Below are 18,527 nucleotides of genomic sequence, written 5' to 3'. Positions count from 1 at the left end.
CCTCTGATTATCCCGTTGAGGATGATTTAATCACTCGGAGGCTGTTTGAAAACAGCCTTTTTCAACGCCTCTACGTCACGTGCAATTCGGGGCAGACGACGCTGCGCCTTATAGATATCGGTATGGGTCTCCATCTTGACGCCCGGATAGCCCATGATCACGCGGCCCGCAGGAACATTGGACAGAATCTTGGTGCCGCCCCCCGCGATCACGCCGTCGCCGATAAAGATGTTGTCAACCACACCGGTCTGGCCGCCCAAAACCACGTTATTGCCGATCTCGACCGACCCGGATACGCCGGTTTGGCCGCACAACAGGCAATCTTGCCCGACGCGTGTGTTGTGGCCGACATGCACGAGGTTATCCAGCTTCGAGCCATTGCCGATGCGCGTATTGCGGATCGTACCGTTATCAACCGTGCAATTGGCACCTACCTCGACATCATCGCCGATCTCTACCGCTCCCAGAGAATGGATGCGCAGCCAGCTTTGCGCCCGCGCGTCGCCTTGATCGCCCATCGTCTTGCGCGCGTTTTCGGCGCCGGACACTTCGGGAGTGACGAAACTAAACCCGTCGCCACCGATCCGGGCGCCGGGTTGTGCAATGAACCGGTCGCCAATTTGCGCCCGCGCGCCGATACTAACCATCTCGCGCAGCATCGCATGATCACCCAGAACGGCGTCCATCCCGATCACGCACTGCGGGCCAATCACCGCGCCCTTAGCGATCCGCACACGCGCGCCGATGACGGCCAGCGGCCCGATCGAGGCGCCCTCACCGATTTCAGCCGTCGGGTCGATCACGGCCGAGGGGTGAATCCCCGGCTCAACCCCCTGCCCGCGGTCCAGCATCGCAGTCACCCCCGCCATCGCCATGCGTGGCCGGGGTACGAATATCGCTGCTTCCAGACCCAACGCCCGCCAGTCGGCACCCTCCCACAAAACGGCGGCCCGTGCGGACCCACCGCTCAGCGCCTCGGCATACTTCGGAGACATCGCCATTGCCAGATCGGAGGACCCCGCATCCGACGGTTCGGCGACGCGCTCGATAATCAGGCTGGTATCCCCCTGGCTTTCCGCCGCAAGGGCGTCGGCGATTTGCTGGATGGTGTAGTGCATATCGGGCTTCCCGGTTTAAGGACCTGCCCCGCTGATTACCCCTGAACGTCCGGCAGGGCTACCCCTGCTTTCTGCAAAGCCTCCCAGATTTTCTGGTCCCGCTCATAGACATCCCGACGATACTGGACCTTGCCTTTGGGCCCGATAAAAGCTGTTCGATAGATGATGTGAACCGGAACGTGCTGATCCAGTTGCACCGTTGTTTCTTTCCCCGTGTTCAGGACCCGGTGGAAAAACGCTTTTGGGTTTTCTTCCTGTTTGGCAAGCAGTGCATAGGCGAATTCAAACGGTTGCGCCAGTCGGATACAACCATGTGAGAACGCCCGCACCTCACGCGCGAATAGACTTTTCTGAGGCGTATCATGCAGATAGATGTTGTATTTGTTGGGGAACATGAACTTCACCAACCCCAGAGCGTTGCTGTTGCCAGGCGCCTGACGCATCGCAAACGGAAAGTTGCGCGCGTTGAACTGGGTGAAATCCACGGCACCGCGATTGACCTGTCGACCGCGACGATCGGTAATCTGGATATGACCTACCGCGTTCGGATTGGACTTCAACTTGGGCAGGTATTCCTTGGTGATGATCGAACGCGGAACATACCAACTGGGATTGATGACCATATGCTCCATCTCGTCCGAGAATTCGGGGCTGCGGCGGTCGTGGGTGTTCTTGCCGATCACGGCGCGGGTTTCGAAGGAGATCAAACCGTCATCAATGATCTTGGCCGAGAAATCGGTCTGATTGACCAGAATGTGCCGTGCGCCCCTTTCGCGCGGCAACCAGCGTTCGCGCTCAAGCGCAACATAGACGGCCTTGAGCCGGTCCGAGGCACTGCGGTTGAGTTCGGTGATTGTGCCCTGCCCGGCGACACCATCGGCCGCTAGGCCGTGGTCTGTCTGAAACGCCTGAACTGCGCTCAACAAGGCGTAATCGAAATCGGGGCTGGCCGTAGGTCGCAGATAACCCATGGAAACCAACCGGTTGCGCAACTTGATTACATTTGGTCCCGTGTCACCGTATTCCAACTTGGAAGCCGGAACCGTCGGTCCCCAGCCGCCTTGGTTGACGAGAGTTTCCAGAACCAGTTTCTGTTTCATCAACGCCCGGTATTGCGTTGATTGCGGAGCAAGCTGATCGAAATAGCTTCCGTTTTCCGCCGCGATCAGCCCCTGAAGATGATCCTTGGCCGAGGTCCGTTCGACTTTTCGAACCAAACCGTCATCAATTGCAGAGGGCCGCAATGCGCCGGACTGCAGGTTCCGGGCATATTCCACAAACGCGCGGCTCAATTGAATCTCGACCGCGCCAAGATCGCGTGTCGTGCGGGCATTCTGCATCTGATCCAAAAGCGCTTGAACGCTGTACGAGCCCTGCGGCAGACCGTGCATGTCGGTGCCCGACAACGCCCGGATCAACCGCGCCCGCCGCGCCAGATGCTCAGTCGATTCCCCTACCCAAACCGGTGCAAATTTGTTTTCCCGGTAGAACTCCGCAATTCCGGACCCCGACGGGGCAAATTCAGCTACCGCCATCTGATAAGCCGTTGCCGGCTGGGTGCCTGCGCTTGAGACAGATGCCGAAGCCAGAAAACATGCCGTTAAAATGAAACCAGTACGCGTCCGAAAACCTGAGAACATGGGATGGCCTTGATTACTCTTTATTTTACGCCGCTCGGGAGCGTGCCGATCAACTATGATTGCGTCTCGGGCAGCTTGTCTATTCACAAATGTATCAACGCGGCGCATCAATCGGTGCGTGATGCGTGTTTGCATCGCCCGGCGAAATGGCGCCGCCAAATGCTTCTGAATTATACATAATCGCATCACCTGCGCAAAAAACTGCCGAAAATTCCCCCTTGAAAAGGTGATTTTGAAAGACTTCTTGGCTGATTTTCGCGACTGTGTCATAAATCCCGCATCTGGGATGGGAAAAAATTAAGAACGCGCGCGTAACATCGTGCGCAGGCAGGAACAGTACGGGACGAAACTGAAATGACGATGAGCAGTACCTCGGGCTTGACCCGGCGTGCCCTTCTGGGCGCATTTGCGGCTACGGCAGTTGTGGCAGCACCGACTTTTTCCAATGCGGCAGGGTTTCTTCGCGGCGGTGGCGACATCCGGCGTATACGCATGTATTCCGGCCGCACTGGCGAACGTATCGACATGATCTATTGGGTCGATGGCAAGTACATCAAGGACGCCGTGAAAGAGGTCAACCATTTCATGCGCGACTGGCGGACCGATCAGGTCAAGGACATGGACCTGCGCACCATCGACATCATGGCGGCCTCGCACAACCTTCTGGATGTGAACGAACCGTACATGCTGCTTTCGGGATATCGCTCTCCGAAGACCAATGCCATGCTGCGGTCGCGGTCGCGTCGGGTTGCCAAGAATTCACTGCATATGAGAGGCCAAGCCGCCGACCTTCGCCTGTCTTCGCGTTCGGTTTCGCAGATGGCCAAGGCGGCCATGTCCTGCCGGGCCGGTGGTGTGGGTAAGTACTCCCGCTCGAACTTTGTTCATATGGATTGCGGAGAAGTCCGCAGCTGGGGCGGCTAAGATCCCTGGACATTTTCGAAACGACGAGCGCCCTTGGGCGCTCTTTGTTTTTTAGTGTGAAGAAAGCGGTACTTTTTGAATCCGTGACACAGCCTGCGGATCAACTGGCCAGGAGGTCGGCAAAGTGCTTCCCTCAACGTATAGGTTTTGCATCTGATTAACTTTCGCCATGCAATTTGTGATGTCTCTGAAAGGAGGCTATCAACCCACGCACACTGACTGATTAGGCCCTCACACCCTTTCTAATTGCCGGTAGGTGCTGTCTGCTCTCAGCGTAAAACCGAAAACGCCATGTATTCCTGTCAACCACGAAGCACATGGGTCACTGCTACCAAAGCGCCCGACTTTCTATTTTGGTTCCTTGGAGATCACTGTGGTAACAGTGCGCGTCGTTCGACTTCTGGTAATTGCAATTGCACTCAGAACCAAAACGCAGGCCATGGCCTGCGGCACTGTAATCGCTTCGCCAAAAGCAAAAAAGCTAACTACAAACATCGTGGGCAGTTCGACGCTCCCGACGACAGCAGTTTGAGAAGCTCCGATCAACGGGGAACAGATAGTGTATATGAGCTGTGGGACAAGCGCTGTAACTAAGCCTATCCCAATTATCAAAGCCCAGTCAGACTGCCCGTCGGGGAAAATCTCTGCCAGATCGGCACTCATCATAAGAGGTAAAAGTCCAAGAACAGATCCCAGGGAAACAGAGGCAATGCGCGCAAGAGGCGCGATGCGGGACAACCTATGGACCAAGACGCATATACCAAAGCCGAAACCAAAAGGAGCTGTAAGCGAAATCAAGAGCGTTGGGATGTGCTCTAGGGGCACAGACGCGGGTGAGCCAGCCGCTATGATCGCCGCCAACGTAATAAGCCCTGAGGCAACCAAGGCACGCCTCGTTGGTGAATCGGCGAACAAAACCCAGGCGATAATCACCGTGAAAACCGGATAGGTCATATAGAGCACACCTACTGTCGAAGCGGGCAATGTCTCTAGCGCGGTCACATATCCTATCCACCCAAGTCCCATCACCACACCGACAGCAAGCCCCCAACAAATCTCGCGCCATGATTTACGATGTATGAAGAGAACAGGCAGCAGCAGAATTGCGGCAACGATGTAGCGATAAAATGCGACGGCGTATGGAGCAACGCCCTGCTCAGTCAGCCCCCGGGTGAAGTATGGAACCAGCCCGAAACAAACTGAGGCAAAAAGAACACCACCAACCGCTAGCGCATAGGGAACAGTCGGTCTGGGTTGCGTTGTTGTTTCCATAAAACAAGAGCTAACACAGGTTTGCCAACACAATACCAGAGATTCATCGCGCACGCGTGTGGCACTTTTTGATGGTTCGGGCTTAGCGCTACGAACGGCTGACGTATAATGACGATAAAATGTTGGGTTAGTTCGAACCCTAATGGCTTCAAGCTAAGGCCATATTCAGCCTTTCTGCATCAGCATTCTTGGAAAATATGGCGCACCTGAGAGGATTCGAACCTCTGGCCTCTGCCTTCGGAGGGCAGCGCTCTATCCAGCTGAGCTACAGGTGCCTTGGCCGTTAGCTAACCTTGTTCCGATCCGGGTGCAACTGCAAATCTGCCCGGATCGGTCAGGGTTCAGGCAAACAGGTCATGCGCCAGTTCCAGCGCGTCAATCAGTGTGTCGACTTCTTCTTTGGTATTATACAGGCCAAAGCTGGCGCGGCAGGTCGCGGTTACACCATAGAAATCCATCAAAGGACCTGCGCAATGGTGGCCCGCGCGGACAGCGACGCCTTTCTTGTCGAGAATCGTCGACACATCATGCGCGTGCCCTGCCCCGTCCAGCGTAAAGCTGAAGATGGCCGCCTTGTCCGCGCGAGTGCCCTGCACTTGAACCCAGTTCAGACCGGTCAGGCGTTGCATCGCATAGTCACGAATCCCGGCTTCATGGGCCGCAATGTTCTCCATCCCCAAGTCCATCATGTAATCAAGCGCCACACCCAAGCCAATGGTCTGAACGATACCGGGAGTTCCGGCCTCGAACTTCATCGGCGGGTCGTTGTAGATCACCTGATCCTTGCTGACCTCTTTGATCATGTCGCCGCCACCGATAAAGGGGCGCATCTCGGCCATACGTTCGGACTTGATAAAAATCGCACCCGAGGCAGACGGGCCATATAGCTTGTGTCCGGTGATCGCGTAGAAATCGCAGCCGATATCCTGCACGTTGACCGGCATATGCACGGCGCCCTGGCTGCCATCGACCAGTACGGGAACACCCTTGGCGTGAGCACCTGCAGTGATGGTCTTTACATCAACCACAGTACCCAGAACATTCGAGCATTGGGTTACTGCGACCAGCTTGGTCTTGGGGCCAATCGCGTCAATCACGGCCTGCGGGTCCAGCCCGCCCTCGGCATCCACATCAACCCATTTCAGGACAACGCCCTGCCGCTCGCGCAGGAAATGCCATGGTACAATGTTTGCGTGATGCTCCATCACGCTGAGGACAATCTCATCCCCCGCCTGCAGGCGCGGCATCGCCCAGCCATAGGCGACCAGATTGATCCCCTCGGTCGTGCCCGAGTTCAGGACGATCTCATCCTCATCTTCCGCACCCAGAAAACGGGCGATAGTGCCGCGAACGGCCTCGTATTTCTCGGTCGCAAGATTCGACAAGTAGTGAAGACCACGGTGAACGTTCGAGTATTCCTCGGAATAGGCCCGCGTTACTGCATCGATCACGACCTGAGGCTTTTGCGCTGAGGCCCCATTGTCCAAGTAGGTCAGCGGCTTACCATTCACCTTGCGCGAAAGAATCGGAAAGTCCGCACGGATTTTTTCAACGTCATACATGGTCTTCTTATCCCTATACCGGGCCGCTAGGTGTTAAAGCGAGGACAAAAGGCACTGCCACCAAGGCAGATAACAATATGACCCCGAAGGATCTCCAGAGCGATCCGAACTTATGCGCTTCATTCAGGAAATGGAGCGTGACGTAAAGGCTCAACACAGCTGTCGCGAGGGTAATTACGACGATCAGCAGCGGCAACACCAACAACGATACCAGCGACAACACCAACCCGGCGATCTGCAGGTATTGCAGCCAGACCGTCAGAAGGAAAACGTCGTCGAAAGTCCCGACACCGCCAAGCAAACGCCCGAACATTAAAAACGCCAAGATACTCAGCATAATGGCGCCGGCTGAACGGGCAAGGATCAGCAGAACCGGCTCGGTCGCGGGAACAGGCTGGTCCGGAGGGATAGGCAGCAGTTGCGCGACCCCCACCTGAAGCAGACAGCTCAGCACTACGGCCAGAGAGAATCCCAGCCACAAAACCTCGCGGCCGGGGCGCATGGCCAGCAACAGGCGCGCGGTCTGGACCGGGTTGGTCACCGTCAGAACCGCAAGGTTGGCGAGGGACGTAGAATTCATTCCGACCGCCTTTGTGCTTGTTTGAGGCCTGCCAACCAGAACCATACAAAAACCCCAAGCCAGATCAATCCAACCAAGGTCAATGCCGGGCCGGGTCCAACGAACCCGGCGACCAAGCCGTTTAACAGCACCAGAGGCGTTGATGCCAACAGCGCCCAGAAAAGTGAAAGCCGGGCTCCGTAAGCTGTACCGCGCCCTCCGATCAAACGGGCAGCACCATAGGACATAAAGGCAAGAAAATAGAAAAACAGCGGCAAGATGATGACGGTGCCCAACAAGGCCCCACCCATCAGCATGTTCAGCTCTAGCCCTTCCAGATGCGCACGCCGGGCTAGGCTGGGAAGCTGCGCGATAAAAGCCACCACGCAGAATCCCATGACAAAGATCAGCGCTCTGTCTTCCCGTTCACCCAAGTCCAGAAGCCGGCGCATTACTCGCCCCGGCCCCCGGTACGTGGCCACGATATCCGATGTGACAGGCATCAGCTGCGCCGCGCCAACCAGCCTTCCAGACGGGTCACGATCGCATCGGCTAATTCGCTGTCTTCGATCTCCTCCACTGCCTCGGCCAGAAAGGCCAGCGTCAGCATATTGGTGGCATCCTTGACCGGAACCCCGCGCGAACGCAGGTAAAACAGGGCCGTCTCATCAATCGCACCCGAAGTGGAACCGTGCGAACAGGCCACGTCATCGGCATAGATTTCAAGCTCGGGTTTGGCCAGGAACTGGCTGTCGTCATCCAACAGCAGCGACTGGCTAATCTGATACCCGTCGGTCTTTTGCGCGCCTTCCTTCACAAGGATCTTGCCTTGGAAAACACCGGTCGCGCCGTTGCGCAGAACCTTCTTGAACACCTGACGGCTTTCGCAGTTCACCGCATCATGGGTGACAAAGACGGTATCATCGTGATGGAAATCACCATCGCCGACGCAGGCACCGGCCACATGGGCCACCGCATCGTCACCGGTCAGTTCGACGACCTGTTCGTTACGAGTCAGAACGCCATTTGCGGTCAGGGTGAACGACTTGTAGGTTGATTCCCTGCCCAGACGGGTGAACATATGTGTCATTGCCCGACGCTCGTGATCTCGACCCTGCGCGCGCACGTGATGCAGCGTACCGTTGTCGGCAATGTCGATCTCCATGCATTTGTTGAAACGCGACGCTGCCGGGCCGTTTTCCAGGATCGTCACCTCGGCACCGTTTTCGACACGGACAATGTGATGCAGCATGGCATCCGACGTTTCTGACGCATGGCGATAGATCAGACTGATCGGCTTTGACGGCTTGCCGGTAACGTGAATCGCTACGCCATCTTCGGCAAAGGCCGTGTTCAGCGATGCCAGAGGCCGTTGCACCGGAAACTGCCCACGCGCCTCAAGAACGCCGTACAACTCCTTGGCCCAGTGAATATCCTTGCTGCAGATATCCTCGATCCGATCAATGTTGACGCCTTCCAGCTCAAGATCATCCGATTCTTCTGCGCTGAACACGCCGTCTATGAAGACGATTTTCAATCGGTCGATTTCACCGAACAACGTCGCCTCATCCGAGTGGAACAGCGCGGCATGCGGCGCTTCCGGAGAAATCAGCGTGTCGGGACGAGTGTATTTCCAGTATTCGTCACGGCGACTGGGAAGGCCCATCTCACGCACACGGGCCAAGGCATCGTCGCGCGCAGCGCTGGTGCACCCGCACATCTCGGGCAACGTCATGGCCGCCAGCCGTTCCTCGGTTGCGGTTTGTTTTGCTTGCGGCAAAGCCATCAGTTCACCTCGGCCAGAATGTCGGCGTAACCGTTGTGTTCAACTTCCAGCGCCAGCTCAGGGCCACCGGATTTTACGATACGACCATCCGCCATGATGTGGACGACGTCAGGTTTGATGTGGTCCAGCAGACGCTGATAGTGGGTGATCACCAGGAACCCGCGCCCCTCGTCGCGCAGCGCATTCACACCTTCAGAGACCAGTTTCATCGCATCGACGTCTAGGCCCGAGTCTGTCTCATCCAGGATGCACATCTTGGGCTCCAGCATCGCCATCTGCAGGATCTCGTTTCGCTTCTTCTCACCACCCGAGAAGCCGACGTTCACCGGACGCTTGAGCATGTCTGCGTCGATCTTGAGCGACTTGGCTTTCTCTCGAATGACCTTCAGGAACTCAGCAGCCGACAATTCCTCTTCACCGCGCGCTTTGCGCTGAGCATTCACGGCGGTCCGCAGAAAGGTCATATTGCCAACGCCCGGTATTTCGACCGGGTACTGGAACGCCAGAAAGACACCCGCTGCGGCGCGTTCTTCAGGCTCCATCTCCAGCAAGTCTTCACCGTCCAGAGTGGCCGAGCCTTCGGTGACCTCATAGCCATCGCGCCCCGAAAGCACATAGCTGAGCGTCGACTTGCCCGAGCCGTTCGGCCCCATGATCGCATGCACCTTGCCAGCTTCAACAGTTAGATCCACACCTTTCAGGATCTGCTTTTCTTCTTCTTCAAGTCGTACGTGCAGGTTCTTGATTTCCAGCATGTTTTGTCCTTTTGCGTATCGCAAGGGGCGCCCAGGCCCCGATAAATTCCTATCCCAGCACTTTGCGGATCAGACGCGCGGCAACCCAACCAAGTATTGCCCCAATGCCCACCGCCCAGACCGGGTTGATGAAAGCCATGTAGAAGATGTTGACGTAGGCCACCCCAAGCAGACCGCCCAATACTGGCAGTGCATACCCAAGCCAGGTCAGCACATCATCTCTCTGGATGCGATTCCGGGGTGTCCGCGCCATTAACCGACAGAGCCTTCCAGTGAGATTGCCACCAGTTGTTGCGCTTCCATGGCGAACTCCATCGGCAGCGCCTGCAGCACGTCCTTACAGAACCCGTTGACGACCAGCGCCACGGCCTCTTCTTCGTCCATGCCGCGCTGACGGCAGTAGAACAGCTGATCGTCATCCACCTTGGATGTCGTCGCCTCATGTTCCACGCGTGAAGAGTTATTCTTGACCTCGATATACGGAACCGTATGCGCCCCGCATTTGTCACCGATCAGCAAACTGTCGCACTGAGTGTAGTTCCGGCTGTCCTTGGCTTTTGGATGCATCGAGACCAGACCACGATAGGTGTTTTGAGCCCTACCCGCGCTGATGCCTTTGGAAACGATGCGCGATTTTGTGTTCTTTCCCAAGTGAACCATCTTCGTGCCGGTGTCGGCCTGCTGCATGTTGTTCGTGATCGCGATCGAATAGAACTCACCCTGGCTTTCGTTACCGCGCAGGATGCAGGACGGGTATTTCCAGGTCACGGCGGAACCGGTCTCAACCTGTGTCCACATCACCTTGGACCGGTCACCCCGGCAGTCGGCACGCTTGGTCACAAAGTTGTAGATGCCGCCCTTCCCGTTTTCGTCCCCGGGGAACCAGTTCTGAACGGTCGAGTACTTAACTTCAGCGTCTTCCTCGACGATGATCTCAACTACGGCCGCATGCAGTTGCGCGGTGTCGCGCTGAGGCGCGGTGCAGCCCTCTAGATAGGACACGTACGAGCCCTTGTCAGCGATGATCAGGGTGCGTTCAAACTGACCAGTGTTTTCCGCGTTGATGCGGAAATAGGTGCTCAGTTCCATCGGGCAGCGAACGCCCGGCGGGATGTAGACAAAGGAGCCATCAGAGAACACGGCCGAATTCAGTGTGGCATAGAAGTTGTCCGAGACCGGTACGACGGTGCCTAGGTATTTCTTAACAAGCTCGGGGTGCTCCCGGATTGCCTCGGAAATCGAACAGAAAATTACACCGTGCTTGGCCAGTTCGTCCTGAAAAGTCGTACCAACGGACACCGAGTCAAACACCGCATCCACAGCGACCTTGCGGCCCTCTGCAGGAGCATCTTCAGCCCCTTCTACACCAGCCAGAATCATCTGCTCTTTCAAGGGGATACCCAGCTTTTCGTAAGTGGCAAGCAGCTTGGGATCGACTTCATCCAGCGATTTCGGCTTTTCCTCCATCGACTTGGGGCGAGCGTAATAATACTGGTCCTGAAAGTCGATCGGCGGGTAATGCACCATCGCCCATGTCGGCTCTTCCATCTTGGTCCAGCGTTCAAAGGCCGACAGACGCCATTCGGTCATCCACTCAGGCTCTTCGTTTTTTTCAGAGATCAGGCGGACGATATCCGGGTTCACGCCCTTGGGCGCATATTCCATCTCAATATCGGTATCCCAGCCGTATTTATAGGTGCCGACCTCGCGCACCGCATCCACGGTTTCCTGATCGACACCTTCTTTTACCTGGGTCTGGTCCAAAGCGGCCATATCCTTCACTCCGTCAGATCACGCAGCTCGCGCGCGATGCTTTTTCTCTTTTTCAAGCCACGCTTCGGCGAAACGCAGCACATCTTCTTGCGTGGTCAAAGGGCCGAGCGACACGCGTATAGCGCTGGCTGCCGTGACCTCGTCGTATCCCATTGCCGTTAGAACCGCGCTGGCGCGGACCTTGCCGCTGGAACAAGCCGAGCCCGCGCTGACCGCGAAACCTGCCAAGTCCATCTGCATCACCTGCGTTTCGCCCTTCCAGCCGGGGGTGGCGAAACACAAGGTATTGGGCAGGCGATCCTGATCTTTCCCGACAAAAATAGTAGATTTAGACCCAGCCTCAAGGGCCTTTTCTAGAATATTTCTAATTTCCCGGACCCGCTCCCAATCGCCATTGGCCAGATCCTGTGCAGCTGCCTCAGCCGCTGCCCCGAAACCCGCGATTCCAATGACATTTTCCGTACCAGAACGGCGGCCCATTTCCTGACCGCCCCCCTTTATCTGGGCAGGCAGGTCCGTGCCGCGTTTCATCACGACGGCACCGATTCCCTTCGGTCCGCCCAACTTATGGGCTGAGACCAAGGCCATCTGAGTATCCAGCCAGTTGAACGCAACTGGCAGTTTGCCAAACGCCTGCGTCGCGTCGGTTACTGCCAATCCCTTGGGAAGATTCTGAACAACTCCGGTTTCTGAATTGGCCAGTTGCAGGGTCGAGTTTCCCGGCTCTGACACCTGAACCTGACCGGACATCGCAACGGGTAGATCCTCTGAAATCCAAACCCTTACAGCATCATGTTCAATTGCCGATCCGTGCAGATCGCGGCCACCCAGCGCCAACGCCGCCCCTTCTGTCGAGCCAGAGGTGAACACAATATCCGCCCCGTCCGCCCCAAAAGCGGATGCGATTTGCGCTCGCGCGCGTTCAACCACCGCCTTGGCCGCGCGCCCCTCGGCATGAACCGAGGACGGATTGCCGCAGAGTTCCATCGCTGCAATCATCGCCTCACGCGCTTCGGGTCGCAGCGGGGTTGTCGCGTTGTGATCCAGGTAAATGCGAGTCACGGATTCACCTTTTTCCAAATGCGAATAACCGCGTTGCCGGATTTCTGACGCATAACATCACTCATCCACAACAGCGAACAGACTTGGCACCGCAGGACATGGGGCCAGATCGTTTTTTATCACGTCCGACAAACGCGTCTGGTGCAAGAAGACATAGACATGCGCGCTCAGACTTTCCCACAGACGGTTGGTCAGCGATTGCGCCCGGCTTCCAGATGACGCACCAGACGCCCCTGCACCCTTTTGCAGCGCATCAACCGTTTCATCTACGGCCGCCAAAACCTCAACCACGCGGATTTCCGATGCGGGGCGCGCCAAGCGATAGCCCCCACCCGGCCCCCGAACCGAGGACACCAGATCAGCGCGACGCAGCTTGACGAAAAGCTGCTCCAGATACGGCAGAGAGATATCCTGCCGCTCCGAGATTTCCCCCAGTGTGACCAGGGTATCCTGAGGCTGAGTCGCAATATCGGCCAGTGCAACCATTGCGTAACGACCCTTGGTCGAGAGCTTCATTGTCTTTTCCTCTTGGCAGGTACCGCGCGAAAACATTGACGCCGCCGCTGCCAGTGCGTATCTCCGACAGGCAGCAACTTGCGCAAAGCAACATAATTAGAACCGTTCTAAGGTGCCTGACGATAACCGTCAAGTATATCCCGGCGCCAAGAAGAAAAAGACAGGACCAAAGCACACATGCCCGAGGTGATTTTTCCCGGACCCGAAGGCCGCCTGGAAGGCCGTTACCACCCGCAAAAGGAAAAAGACGCACCGATCGCCATCGTGCTTCACCCGCATCCACAATTTGGCGGGACCATGAACAACAAGGTCGTCTACAACCTGCATTACGCATTTTACAACATGGGCTTCACCGTGTTGCGCTTTAACTTCCGCGGCGTGGGCCGCAGTCAGGGCGAATACGATCAAGGCGTGGGTGAGTTGAGCGATGCGGCCTCGGCGCTGGATTATCTGCAGTCGATGAACAACAACTCGAAACACTGCTGGGTCGCGGGGTTCTCGTTCGGCGCGTGGATCGGTATGCAATTGCTGATGCGCCGCCCGGAAATCACCGGATTTATCAGCGTCTCTCCGCCAGCCAACATGTATGATTTCTCGTTCCTGGCACCTTGCCCCTCATCCGGCCTGATCATCAATGGATCAGCCGACCGCGTGGCGCCTCCGGTTGACACCACCTCACTGGTGAACAAGCTGCACGAACAAAAGGGCATCACCATCACTCATAACGAGGTAGAGGGCGCCGATCACTTCTTCCAGGATCGCCACATGGACACGCTGATCACCGATGTCAGCGACTATGTGAAACGCCGCCTGACCGAGAACACGCGCTAATGTCTGACACCATCACCACCCTTGCCTCTAAACTGGCCGAGGACACGATGAAAGTGATGGACGAAACCGGGGACGACCGATTCTTTGTCGAAGTGGGTGATCTTCTAGGGGCGTCCTCTCAGACCTTGGAAGAAGCGTTCCTGACCGAAGTCCGCGTCCGGCTGGCCGAACGCAAGGCCCGTCAATTCGTGATCAAGAAGCTGACGGATCACCGCGCCAAGACTAAAGCGATCGAGAAACAATGACTGAAAGACTGTCTGCGCAGATCAAATTCCTGAAACGCGCGGACAGCCTTAAATCGGTTGATCGCGCCAACTTCCTGCTGGATCAGTCCCGCCCGGAGAATGCTGCTGAGCATAGCTGGCAACTGGCGCTTTGGGCGTTGGTAATGCAGCCTTTGGCCGGTGTTGACGTCAGCATCGACCGGGTCATCCGAATGCTATTGCTGCATGATCTGGTCGAAATCATCGTTGGTGACCATCCTATCCATCTGCAAACCGACTGGCAGGCCGTCGAGCGGCTTGAGAATGCCGCCGCAGCCGAGTTGTTCGGCCTGTTACCCGCGGATCAGGCTGCGGACTGTCTTGCCCTGTGGCAAGAGTTCGAAGCCGACCAGAGCCCGGACGCGAAATTCGCCAAATATCTGGATCGGTGCCAGCCGATGTTTCAGGTTCTGTGCGCGCCCGACCCACTGCCCGAACACAGTGCAATCGTGCAGGACAATCTGAATGGTGGCCGAGCGGCCTATCTGAAGACCGAGTTTCCCGAGGCCCACGCCGCCGCCCGGAGCCTGTTGGAAGGCGTCCAACCGACGAAAACCACGTTCTCGACCCGCCTCGCCTTTCTGGCAGAAACCGACCAGTTGAAGTCGGTCTACCGCGCCTCACGCCTGCTCAGCGGCAAACGGTTCGAAAACTCGGCCGAACATTCATGGCATATCATGCTGTACGCGTGGATTTTGGCGGAACATGCGGCCCCCGGCGTTTCGATCGACCGTGCGCTGAAAATGCTGTTACTACATGACATTGTGGAGATCGATGCCGGAGATCACCCTATCCACGGTCAGGTCGACCACGCCGCGCAAGCGGCCGAGGAACAGGCCGCCGCCGAACGTCTGTTCGGGTTGCTTCCGGATGATCAGAAAACGGGCTTTATGTCCTTGTGGTCCGAGTTCGAAGCGGCCGAAAGCCCGGATGCCCGGTTCGCCAAAGCCATAGATCGCTTTCAGGCCCCGGTCGGCAATCTTGCCACGGGCGGTGGTTCATGGGTGGATTACAACGTCACATTCGCCCAAATCGAACAGCGGGTCGGCACTCCTATACAGCGCGGCGCACCGGGCCTTTGGACATGGCTTCAGCCGCAGCTTGATGCCTTTTTCGCCACTACAATCAATACTTAGAAATAAGAAAAAGAGGCCCAAAGGCCTCTTTTTCCTGTGTTTCAGCAGACGCTCAAACCTGATCACTATCTAACCGTTCAACAAAACTGGCTGCGTTTTTGTCGACGGACCCCCCGCCAGCAAGCCACCCAAGCGCCACAATCAACGCCGAAACAAATACGATATACCTTGCAAACTTCGTCATGAAAAACACTCACAAACAAAAAACCTTTAAAAACAACGGTTTTTTATCACAAAGCATTCTCAAAAAATAGTCAGGTTATCCTGACCTTACGAAAGGCCAGCGCTAATGACGCAGCGTCTTCACACAGGCGGAGGAATAGAGATTTCACTTGCCCGTTTGACAGATTTCGTGCTCAACCTCGCAAAACTTCTGTCGAGAAATGCACCGTGCCCCACGTTTACCTGATCCTTTTTCTGGCGGTCATTGCTGAGACAATCGGCACTACCGCACTGCAAGCCAGCCAGCAGTTCAGCCGCCTCTGGCCCTCCGTTCTGGTCGTGATCAGCTATGGTATTGCCTTCTACCTGCTGGGTCTGACGCTGAAATTCATGCCGGTCGGCATCGTCTATGCGATCTGGTCCGGTCTTGGCATCGTTTTCATCGCGATCATCGGCTTTATCGTCTTTGGACAGAGATTGGATTGGCCGGCAGTCATTGGCCTTATGATGATTCTGACCGGAATTCTGATCATTCACCTGTTTTCCAAGACCGCTGGCCACTGATCTCCGGTTAGGGCTGGCCTATTTGGTAAAACCGCGCTATGCGCGCGGCAACTTCCCGTTCAAAGGCTGACCTCATGGACCTGCGCAATATCGCAATCATCGCTCACGTGGACCACGGCAAAACGACCCTGGTAGATGAGCTGCTCAAACAATCCGGCGCGTTCCGGGAAAATCAGGCCGTCGCTGAACGTGCGATGGACAGCAATGACCTCGAGCGCGAGCGCGGGATCACCATCCTTGCCAAGGCCACCAGCGTAGAGTGGAAAGGCACACGTATCAACATTGTCGATACCCCCGGCCACGCCGATTTCGGCGGTGAGGTTGAGCGCATTCTCAGCATGGTCGACGGCGTGGTCCTGCTTGTCGATGCTGCCGAAGGTCCAATGCCTCAGACCAAGTTCGTAACATCCAAGGCGCTGGCGCTTGGCCTGCGTCCCATTGTGGTTCTGAACAAGGTCGACAAGCCCGACGCTGAACCCGACCGTGCACTGGACGAATGTTTCGACCTGTTCGCAAACCTCGGTGCCGATGATGATCAGCTGGACTTTCCGGCCATGTACGCATCGGGCCGTTCGGGCTGGGCTGACATGGAGCTGGACGGCCCCCGCAAGGGCCTGACGGCCCTATTCGACCTGATCGTAGATCACGTCCCTGCGCCCAAACAAGCCGACAAAAAAGACGAACCTTTCCGGATGCTGGCCACCACGCTAGGCAGTGACCCGTTCATCGGGCGCATCCTGACCGGACGCGTGGAAAGCGGCACGCTGAAGGCCGGTGACAGCCTCAAGGCGCTCAGCCGTGACGGAACGCTGATCGAGAACTTCCGCGCCTCGAAAATCCTGGCCTTCCGTGGCCTGGCGCAACAGCCCATCGACGTGGCCGAAGCCGGTGACATCGTCACCATCGCTGGCATGAGCAAGGCCACCGTGGCCGACTCGCTGGTGGCGCCGCAGGTTGAAGAGGCCCTGCCCGCGCAACCCATTGATCCGCCGACCATCACCGTGACCTTCGGCATCAACGATTCACCGCTGGCTGGTCGCGACGGTAAAAAGGTGCAGTCGCGTGTGATCCGCGACCGTCTGATGAAAGAGGCGGAATCCAATGTCGCCATCCGCATCACCGACACCCCCGGCGGCGAGGCATTTGAGGTTGCCGGTCGTGGCGAATTGCAGATGGGTGTTCTGATCGAGAATATGCGCCGCGAAGGCTTTGAACTCAGCATCTCGCGCCCGCAGGTTTTGTTCCGTGACGAGGACGGCCAGCGTATGGAGCCGATCGAAGAGGTTACCATCGACGTGGACGACGAATTCTCGGGATCGGTGATCGAAAAGGTCACTGGTGCGCGCAAAGGCGAACTGGTTGAAATGCGCCCCGCTGGTGCTGGCAAGACCCGGATCATCGCACATGTGCCGTCACGCGGCCTGATCGGTTACCACGGCGAGTTTCTGACCGACACCCGCGGCACCGGCGTGCTGAACCGCGTGTTTCATGGCTGGGCGGCCCATAAAGGTCCCATACCGGGCCGTCGTGCAGGAGTTCTGATCTCGATGGAGAATGGTCAGGCCGTGGCTTATGCGCTGTGGAATCTGGAAGAGCGTGGTCGCATGTTTGTTGGCCCCCAAACCGATGTCTATCAGGGCATGGTGATCGGTGAGCATTCACGCGACAACGATCTTGAGGTGAACCCGCTCAAGGGCAAAAAGTTGACTAACGTACGCGCCAGCGGTTCTGACGACGCGGTCCGGCTGACGCCCCATGTTAAGTTTTCGCTGGAAGAAGCCATCGCGTATATCGACGATGACGAACTGGTCGAGGTTACACCGAACGCAGTACGCCTGCGCAAACGCTTTCTGGACCCGCACGAACGCAAACGCATGGCTAAGTCTGCCTAAGGTTGACAATGGTACCGTTCACAAATGTGAAACAATACTACAACAGTGGCAGATTTACATCCAAAGGATGCCACTAATAAACTGTACAGCCCGCCAGATTGGCGGGCTTACTTTTTGTTTCTTGGTCAATTTCTACTTTAAGTTGCATCATTCGAATTCACTCTACTAATGCTCCCCTTGAAATTGTGTCCAAAAACGGATGTAATCAGGGAATAAATGTGGCACGATAGTATTACCAATTAATGTGTCTCCGCAATTTGTGCGGCAAAGTGTGTAACGAGTTTTGAAGGAGTGGCGCCATGTGCGTGAAGTCTCGACTATTGTCTATTGTATTTGTTTCAGCGACATTCCCACTGATCACAGCCAGTGCGGCGCTAGCAGAAAGATGTAACATCAAAACGGCGCGGCAGTCGGTGTCGACAGACACTCTATGTGCCTGCACGATCGTCGATACCCGAATGCTGAAGTACATTCAGCGACGAGCTGATTTCGATGATATCCTGGCACGAACGCTGGAAAGCTGTCCGGCTTTTGCCACAGTGCTGACTGACCTGCCAACAGCCACTTCCGCAGCATCTGCGCGCGATGGTGAGGGTACTGACTCTAATTTCGGCAGTACCAGCGGCGACAATGGTAATGACGGTGGCGACAACGGCAATGACGGTGGCGACAACGGCAATGACGGTGGCGACAACGGCAATGACGGTGGCGA

General features: G+C 56.6%; 18 protein-coding genes, 1 tRNA gene and 1 pseudogene. 7 read left to right on the top strand and 13 right to left on the bottom strand.

Going from position 1 to position 18,527, the window contains the following annotated elements; genetic code table 11:
* Nucleotides 1–26: 26 nt before the first annotated feature.
* Entirely contained in the window at nt 27–1,118 is a 1,092-nt protein-coding gene (gene lpxD / locus AC2FEE_RS08465) for a UDP-3-O-(3-hydroxymyristoyl)glucosamine N-acyltransferase (RefSeq protein ID WP_496864425.1), read from the bottom strand.
* A 35-nt stretch (nt 1,119–1,153) separates the two neighbouring features.
* Nucleotides 1,154–2,758, bottom strand: coding sequence for a L,D-transpeptidase family protein (locus AC2FEE_RS08460; protein WP_496864424.1), 1,605 nt, complete (start codon nt 2,756–2,758; stop codon nt 1,154–1,156).
* A 354-nt stretch (nt 2,759–3,112) separates the two neighbouring features.
* On the opposite strand from AC2FEE_RS08460, the gene mepK reads away from it, so the two are divergent.
* A complete protein-coding gene (gene mepK, locus AC2FEE_RS08455; RefSeq protein ID WP_496864422.1) occupies nt 3,113–3,682 on the top strand; it encodes a peptidoglycan L,D-endopeptidase MepK in 570 nt (189 codons plus the stop codon).
* A 348-nt stretch (nt 3,683–4,030) separates the two neighbouring features.
* On the opposite strand, the gene AC2FEE_RS08450 is transcribed toward mepK, so the two are convergent.
* From AC2FEE_RS08450 to iscR, 11 genes are all read right to left on the bottom strand, one after another.
* Nucleotides 4,031–4,954 (bottom strand): DMT family transporter, encoded by a 924-nt coding sequence (locus AC2FEE_RS08450; protein WP_496864421.1) that lies wholly within the window; start codon nt 4,952–4,954, stop codon nt 4,031–4,033.
* Nucleotides 4,955–5,152: 198 nt separating this feature from the next.
* Nucleotides 5,153–5,229 (bottom strand) — tRNA-Arg (locus tag AC2FEE_RS08445).
* Nucleotides 5,230–5,295: 66 nt separating this feature from the next.
* Nucleotides 5,296–6,516, bottom strand: a complete 1,221-nt coding sequence (locus AC2FEE_RS08440; protein ID WP_496864419.1) for a cysteine desulfurase — start codon at nt 6,514–6,516, stop codon at nt 5,296–5,298.
* 13 nt (nt 6,517–6,529) lie between these two features.
* The gene (locus AC2FEE_RS08435) at nt 6,530–7,096 is read right to left on the bottom strand and encodes a YIP1 family protein (RefSeq protein WP_496864417.1); all 567 of its coding nucleotides are present in this window, start codon (nt 7,094–7,096) and stop codon (nt 6,530–6,532) included.
* Nucleotides 7,093–7,578, bottom strand: coding sequence for a YIP1 family protein (locus AC2FEE_RS08430; protein ID WP_496864416.1), 486 nt, complete (start codon nt 7,576–7,578; stop codon nt 7,093–7,095). The genes AC2FEE_RS08435 and AC2FEE_RS08430 overlap by 4 nt, the downstream gene beginning before the upstream one ends.
* Nucleotides 7,578–8,861, bottom strand: a complete 1,284-nt coding sequence (gene sufD, locus AC2FEE_RS08425) for a Fe-S cluster assembly protein SufD (RefSeq protein ID WP_496864414.1) — start codon at nt 8,859–8,861, stop codon at nt 7,578–7,580. Before sufD ends, AC2FEE_RS08430 begins: the two co-directional genes overlap by 1 nt.
* A complete protein-coding gene (gene sufC, locus AC2FEE_RS08420) occupies nt 8,861–9,616 on the bottom strand; it encodes a Fe-S cluster assembly ATPase SufC (protein ID WP_496864413.1) in 756 nt (251 codons plus the stop codon). The genes sufD and sufC overlap by 1 nt, the downstream gene beginning before the upstream one ends.
* Nucleotides 9,617–9,665: 49 nt before the next feature.
* Nucleotides 9,666–9,869, bottom strand: coding sequence for a hypothetical protein (locus AC2FEE_RS08415; protein WP_496864411.1), 204 nt, complete (start codon nt 9,867–9,869; stop codon nt 9,666–9,668).
* Entirely contained in the window at nt 9,869–11,389 is a 1,521-nt protein-coding gene (gene sufB, locus AC2FEE_RS08410; protein WP_496864410.1) for a Fe-S cluster assembly protein SufB, read from the bottom strand. Before sufB ends, AC2FEE_RS08415 begins: the two co-directional genes overlap by 1 nt.
* An 18-nt stretch (nt 11,390–11,407) precedes the next feature.
* Nucleotides 11,408–12,451, bottom strand: a complete 1,044-nt coding sequence (locus AC2FEE_RS08405; RefSeq protein WP_496864408.1) for a cysteine desulfurase family protein — start codon at nt 12,449–12,451, stop codon at nt 11,408–11,410.
* Between the two features lie 57 nt (nt 12,452–12,508).
* Nucleotides 12,509–12,967: a Fe-S cluster assembly transcriptional regulator IscR gene (gene iscR, locus AC2FEE_RS08400; protein ID WP_480588917.1), complete on the bottom strand. Its 459-nt coding sequence runs from the start codon at nt 12,965–12,967 to the stop codon at nt 12,509–12,511.
* 177 nt (nt 12,968–13,144) lie between these two features.
* Between iscR and AC2FEE_RS08395 the strand changes: the two genes are divergently transcribed.
* The 6 genes and pseudogenes from AC2FEE_RS08395 to AC2FEE_RS08370 form a co-directional block, all read left to right on the top strand.
* Entirely contained in the window at nt 13,145–13,798 is a 654-nt protein-coding gene (locus AC2FEE_RS08395; protein ID WP_496864406.1) for an alpha/beta hydrolase, read from the top strand.
* Nucleotides 13,798–14,043, top strand: coding sequence for a hypothetical protein (locus AC2FEE_RS08390; protein ID WP_170442834.1), 246 nt, complete (start codon nt 13,798–13,800; stop codon nt 14,041–14,043). Before AC2FEE_RS08395 ends, AC2FEE_RS08390 begins: the two co-directional genes overlap by 1 nt.
* Nucleotides 14,040–15,197, top strand: a complete 1,158-nt coding sequence (locus AC2FEE_RS08385; RefSeq protein WP_496864404.1) for an HD domain-containing protein — start codon at nt 14,040–14,042, stop codon at nt 15,195–15,197. The genes AC2FEE_RS08390 and AC2FEE_RS08385 overlap by 4 nt, the downstream gene beginning before the upstream one ends.
* 390 nt (nt 15,198–15,587) lie before the next feature.
* Nucleotides 15,588–15,923 carry an SMR family transporter gene (locus AC2FEE_RS08380; protein WP_496864402.1) on the top strand — a complete coding sequence of 112 codons (336 nt, stop codon included), beginning with the start codon at nt 15,588–15,590 and terminating at the stop codon, nt 15,921–15,923.
* 74 nt (nt 15,924–15,997) lie between these two features.
* Complete coding sequence (gene typA, locus AC2FEE_RS08375) at nt 15,998–17,815, top strand: translational GTPase TypA (RefSeq protein ID WP_496864401.1); 1,818 nt, start codon at nt 15,998–16,000, stop codon at nt 17,813–17,815.
* Between the two features lie 458 nt (nt 17,816–18,273).
* Nucleotides 18,274–18,527: pseudogene (locus AC2FEE_RS08370) on the top strand (hypothetical protein); the annotation flags it as partial.

The sequence above is a fragment of the Ruegeria sp. YTSC199 genome, assembly GCF_059609725.1.
Note: the sequence above shows the minus strand (reverse complement) of the source record. Positions and strands in the feature narration are given on the sequence as shown.

Excerpts from the sequence above, each read along its gene's own strand:
- AC2FEE_RS08450 (WP_496864421.1), bottom strand. The coding sequence starts at position 4,954 with ATGGAAACAACAACGCAACCCAGACCGACTGTTCCCTATGCGCTAGCG.
- AC2FEE_RS08390 (WP_170442834.1), top strand. The coding sequence starts at position 13,798 with ATGTCTGACACCATCACCACCCTTGCCTCTAAACTGGCCGAGGACACG.
- AC2FEE_RS08460 (WP_496864424.1), bottom strand. The coding sequence starts at position 2,758 with ATGTTCTCAGGTTTTCGGACGCGTACTGGTTTCATTTTAACGGCATGT.
- AC2FEE_RS08385 (WP_496864404.1), top strand. The coding sequence starts at position 14,040 with ATGACTGAAAGACTGTCTGCGCAGATCAAATTCCTGAAACGCGCGGAC.
- AC2FEE_RS08435 (WP_496864417.1), bottom strand. The coding sequence starts at position 7,096 with ATGAATTCTACGTCCCTCGCCAACCTTGCGGTTCTGACGGTGACCAAC.
- sufD (WP_496864414.1), bottom strand. The coding sequence starts at position 8,861 with ATGGCTTTGCCGCAAGCAAAACAAACCGCAACCGAGGAACGGCTGGCG.
- sufB (WP_496864410.1), bottom strand. The coding sequence starts at position 11,389 with ATGGCCGCTTTGGACCAGACCCAGGTAAAAGAAGGTGTCGATCAGGAA.
- AC2FEE_RS08415 (WP_496864411.1), bottom strand. The coding sequence starts at position 9,869 with ATGGCGCGGACACCCCGGAATCGCATCCAGAGAGATGATGTGCTGACC.
- typA (WP_496864401.1), top strand. The coding sequence starts at position 15,998 with ATGGACCTGCGCAATATCGCAATCATCGCTCACGTGGACCACGGCAAA.
- AC2FEE_RS08440 (WP_496864419.1), bottom strand. The coding sequence starts at position 6,516 with ATGTATGACGTTGAAAAAATCCGTGCGGACTTTCCGATTCTTTCGCGC.
- AC2FEE_RS08395 (WP_496864406.1), top strand. The coding sequence starts at position 13,145 with ATGCCCGAGGTGATTTTTCCCGGACCCGAAGGCCGCCTGGAAGGCCGT.
- iscR (WP_480588917.1), bottom strand. The coding sequence starts at position 12,967 with ATGAAGCTCTCGACCAAGGGTCGTTACGCAATGGTTGCACTGGCCGAT.
- sufC (WP_496864413.1), bottom strand. The coding sequence starts at position 9,616 with ATGCTGGAAATCAAGAACCTGCACGTACGACTTGAAGAAGAAGAAAAG.
- AC2FEE_RS08430 (WP_496864416.1), bottom strand. The coding sequence starts at position 7,578 with ATGCCTGTCACATCGGATATCGTGGCCACGTACCGGGGGCCGGGGCGA.
- lpxD (WP_496864425.1), bottom strand. The coding sequence starts at position 1,118 with ATGCACTACACCATCCAGCAAATCGCCGACGCCCTTGCGGCGGAAAGC.
- mepK (WP_496864422.1), top strand. The coding sequence starts at position 3,113 with ATGACGATGAGCAGTACCTCGGGCTTGACCCGGCGTGCCCTTCTGGGC.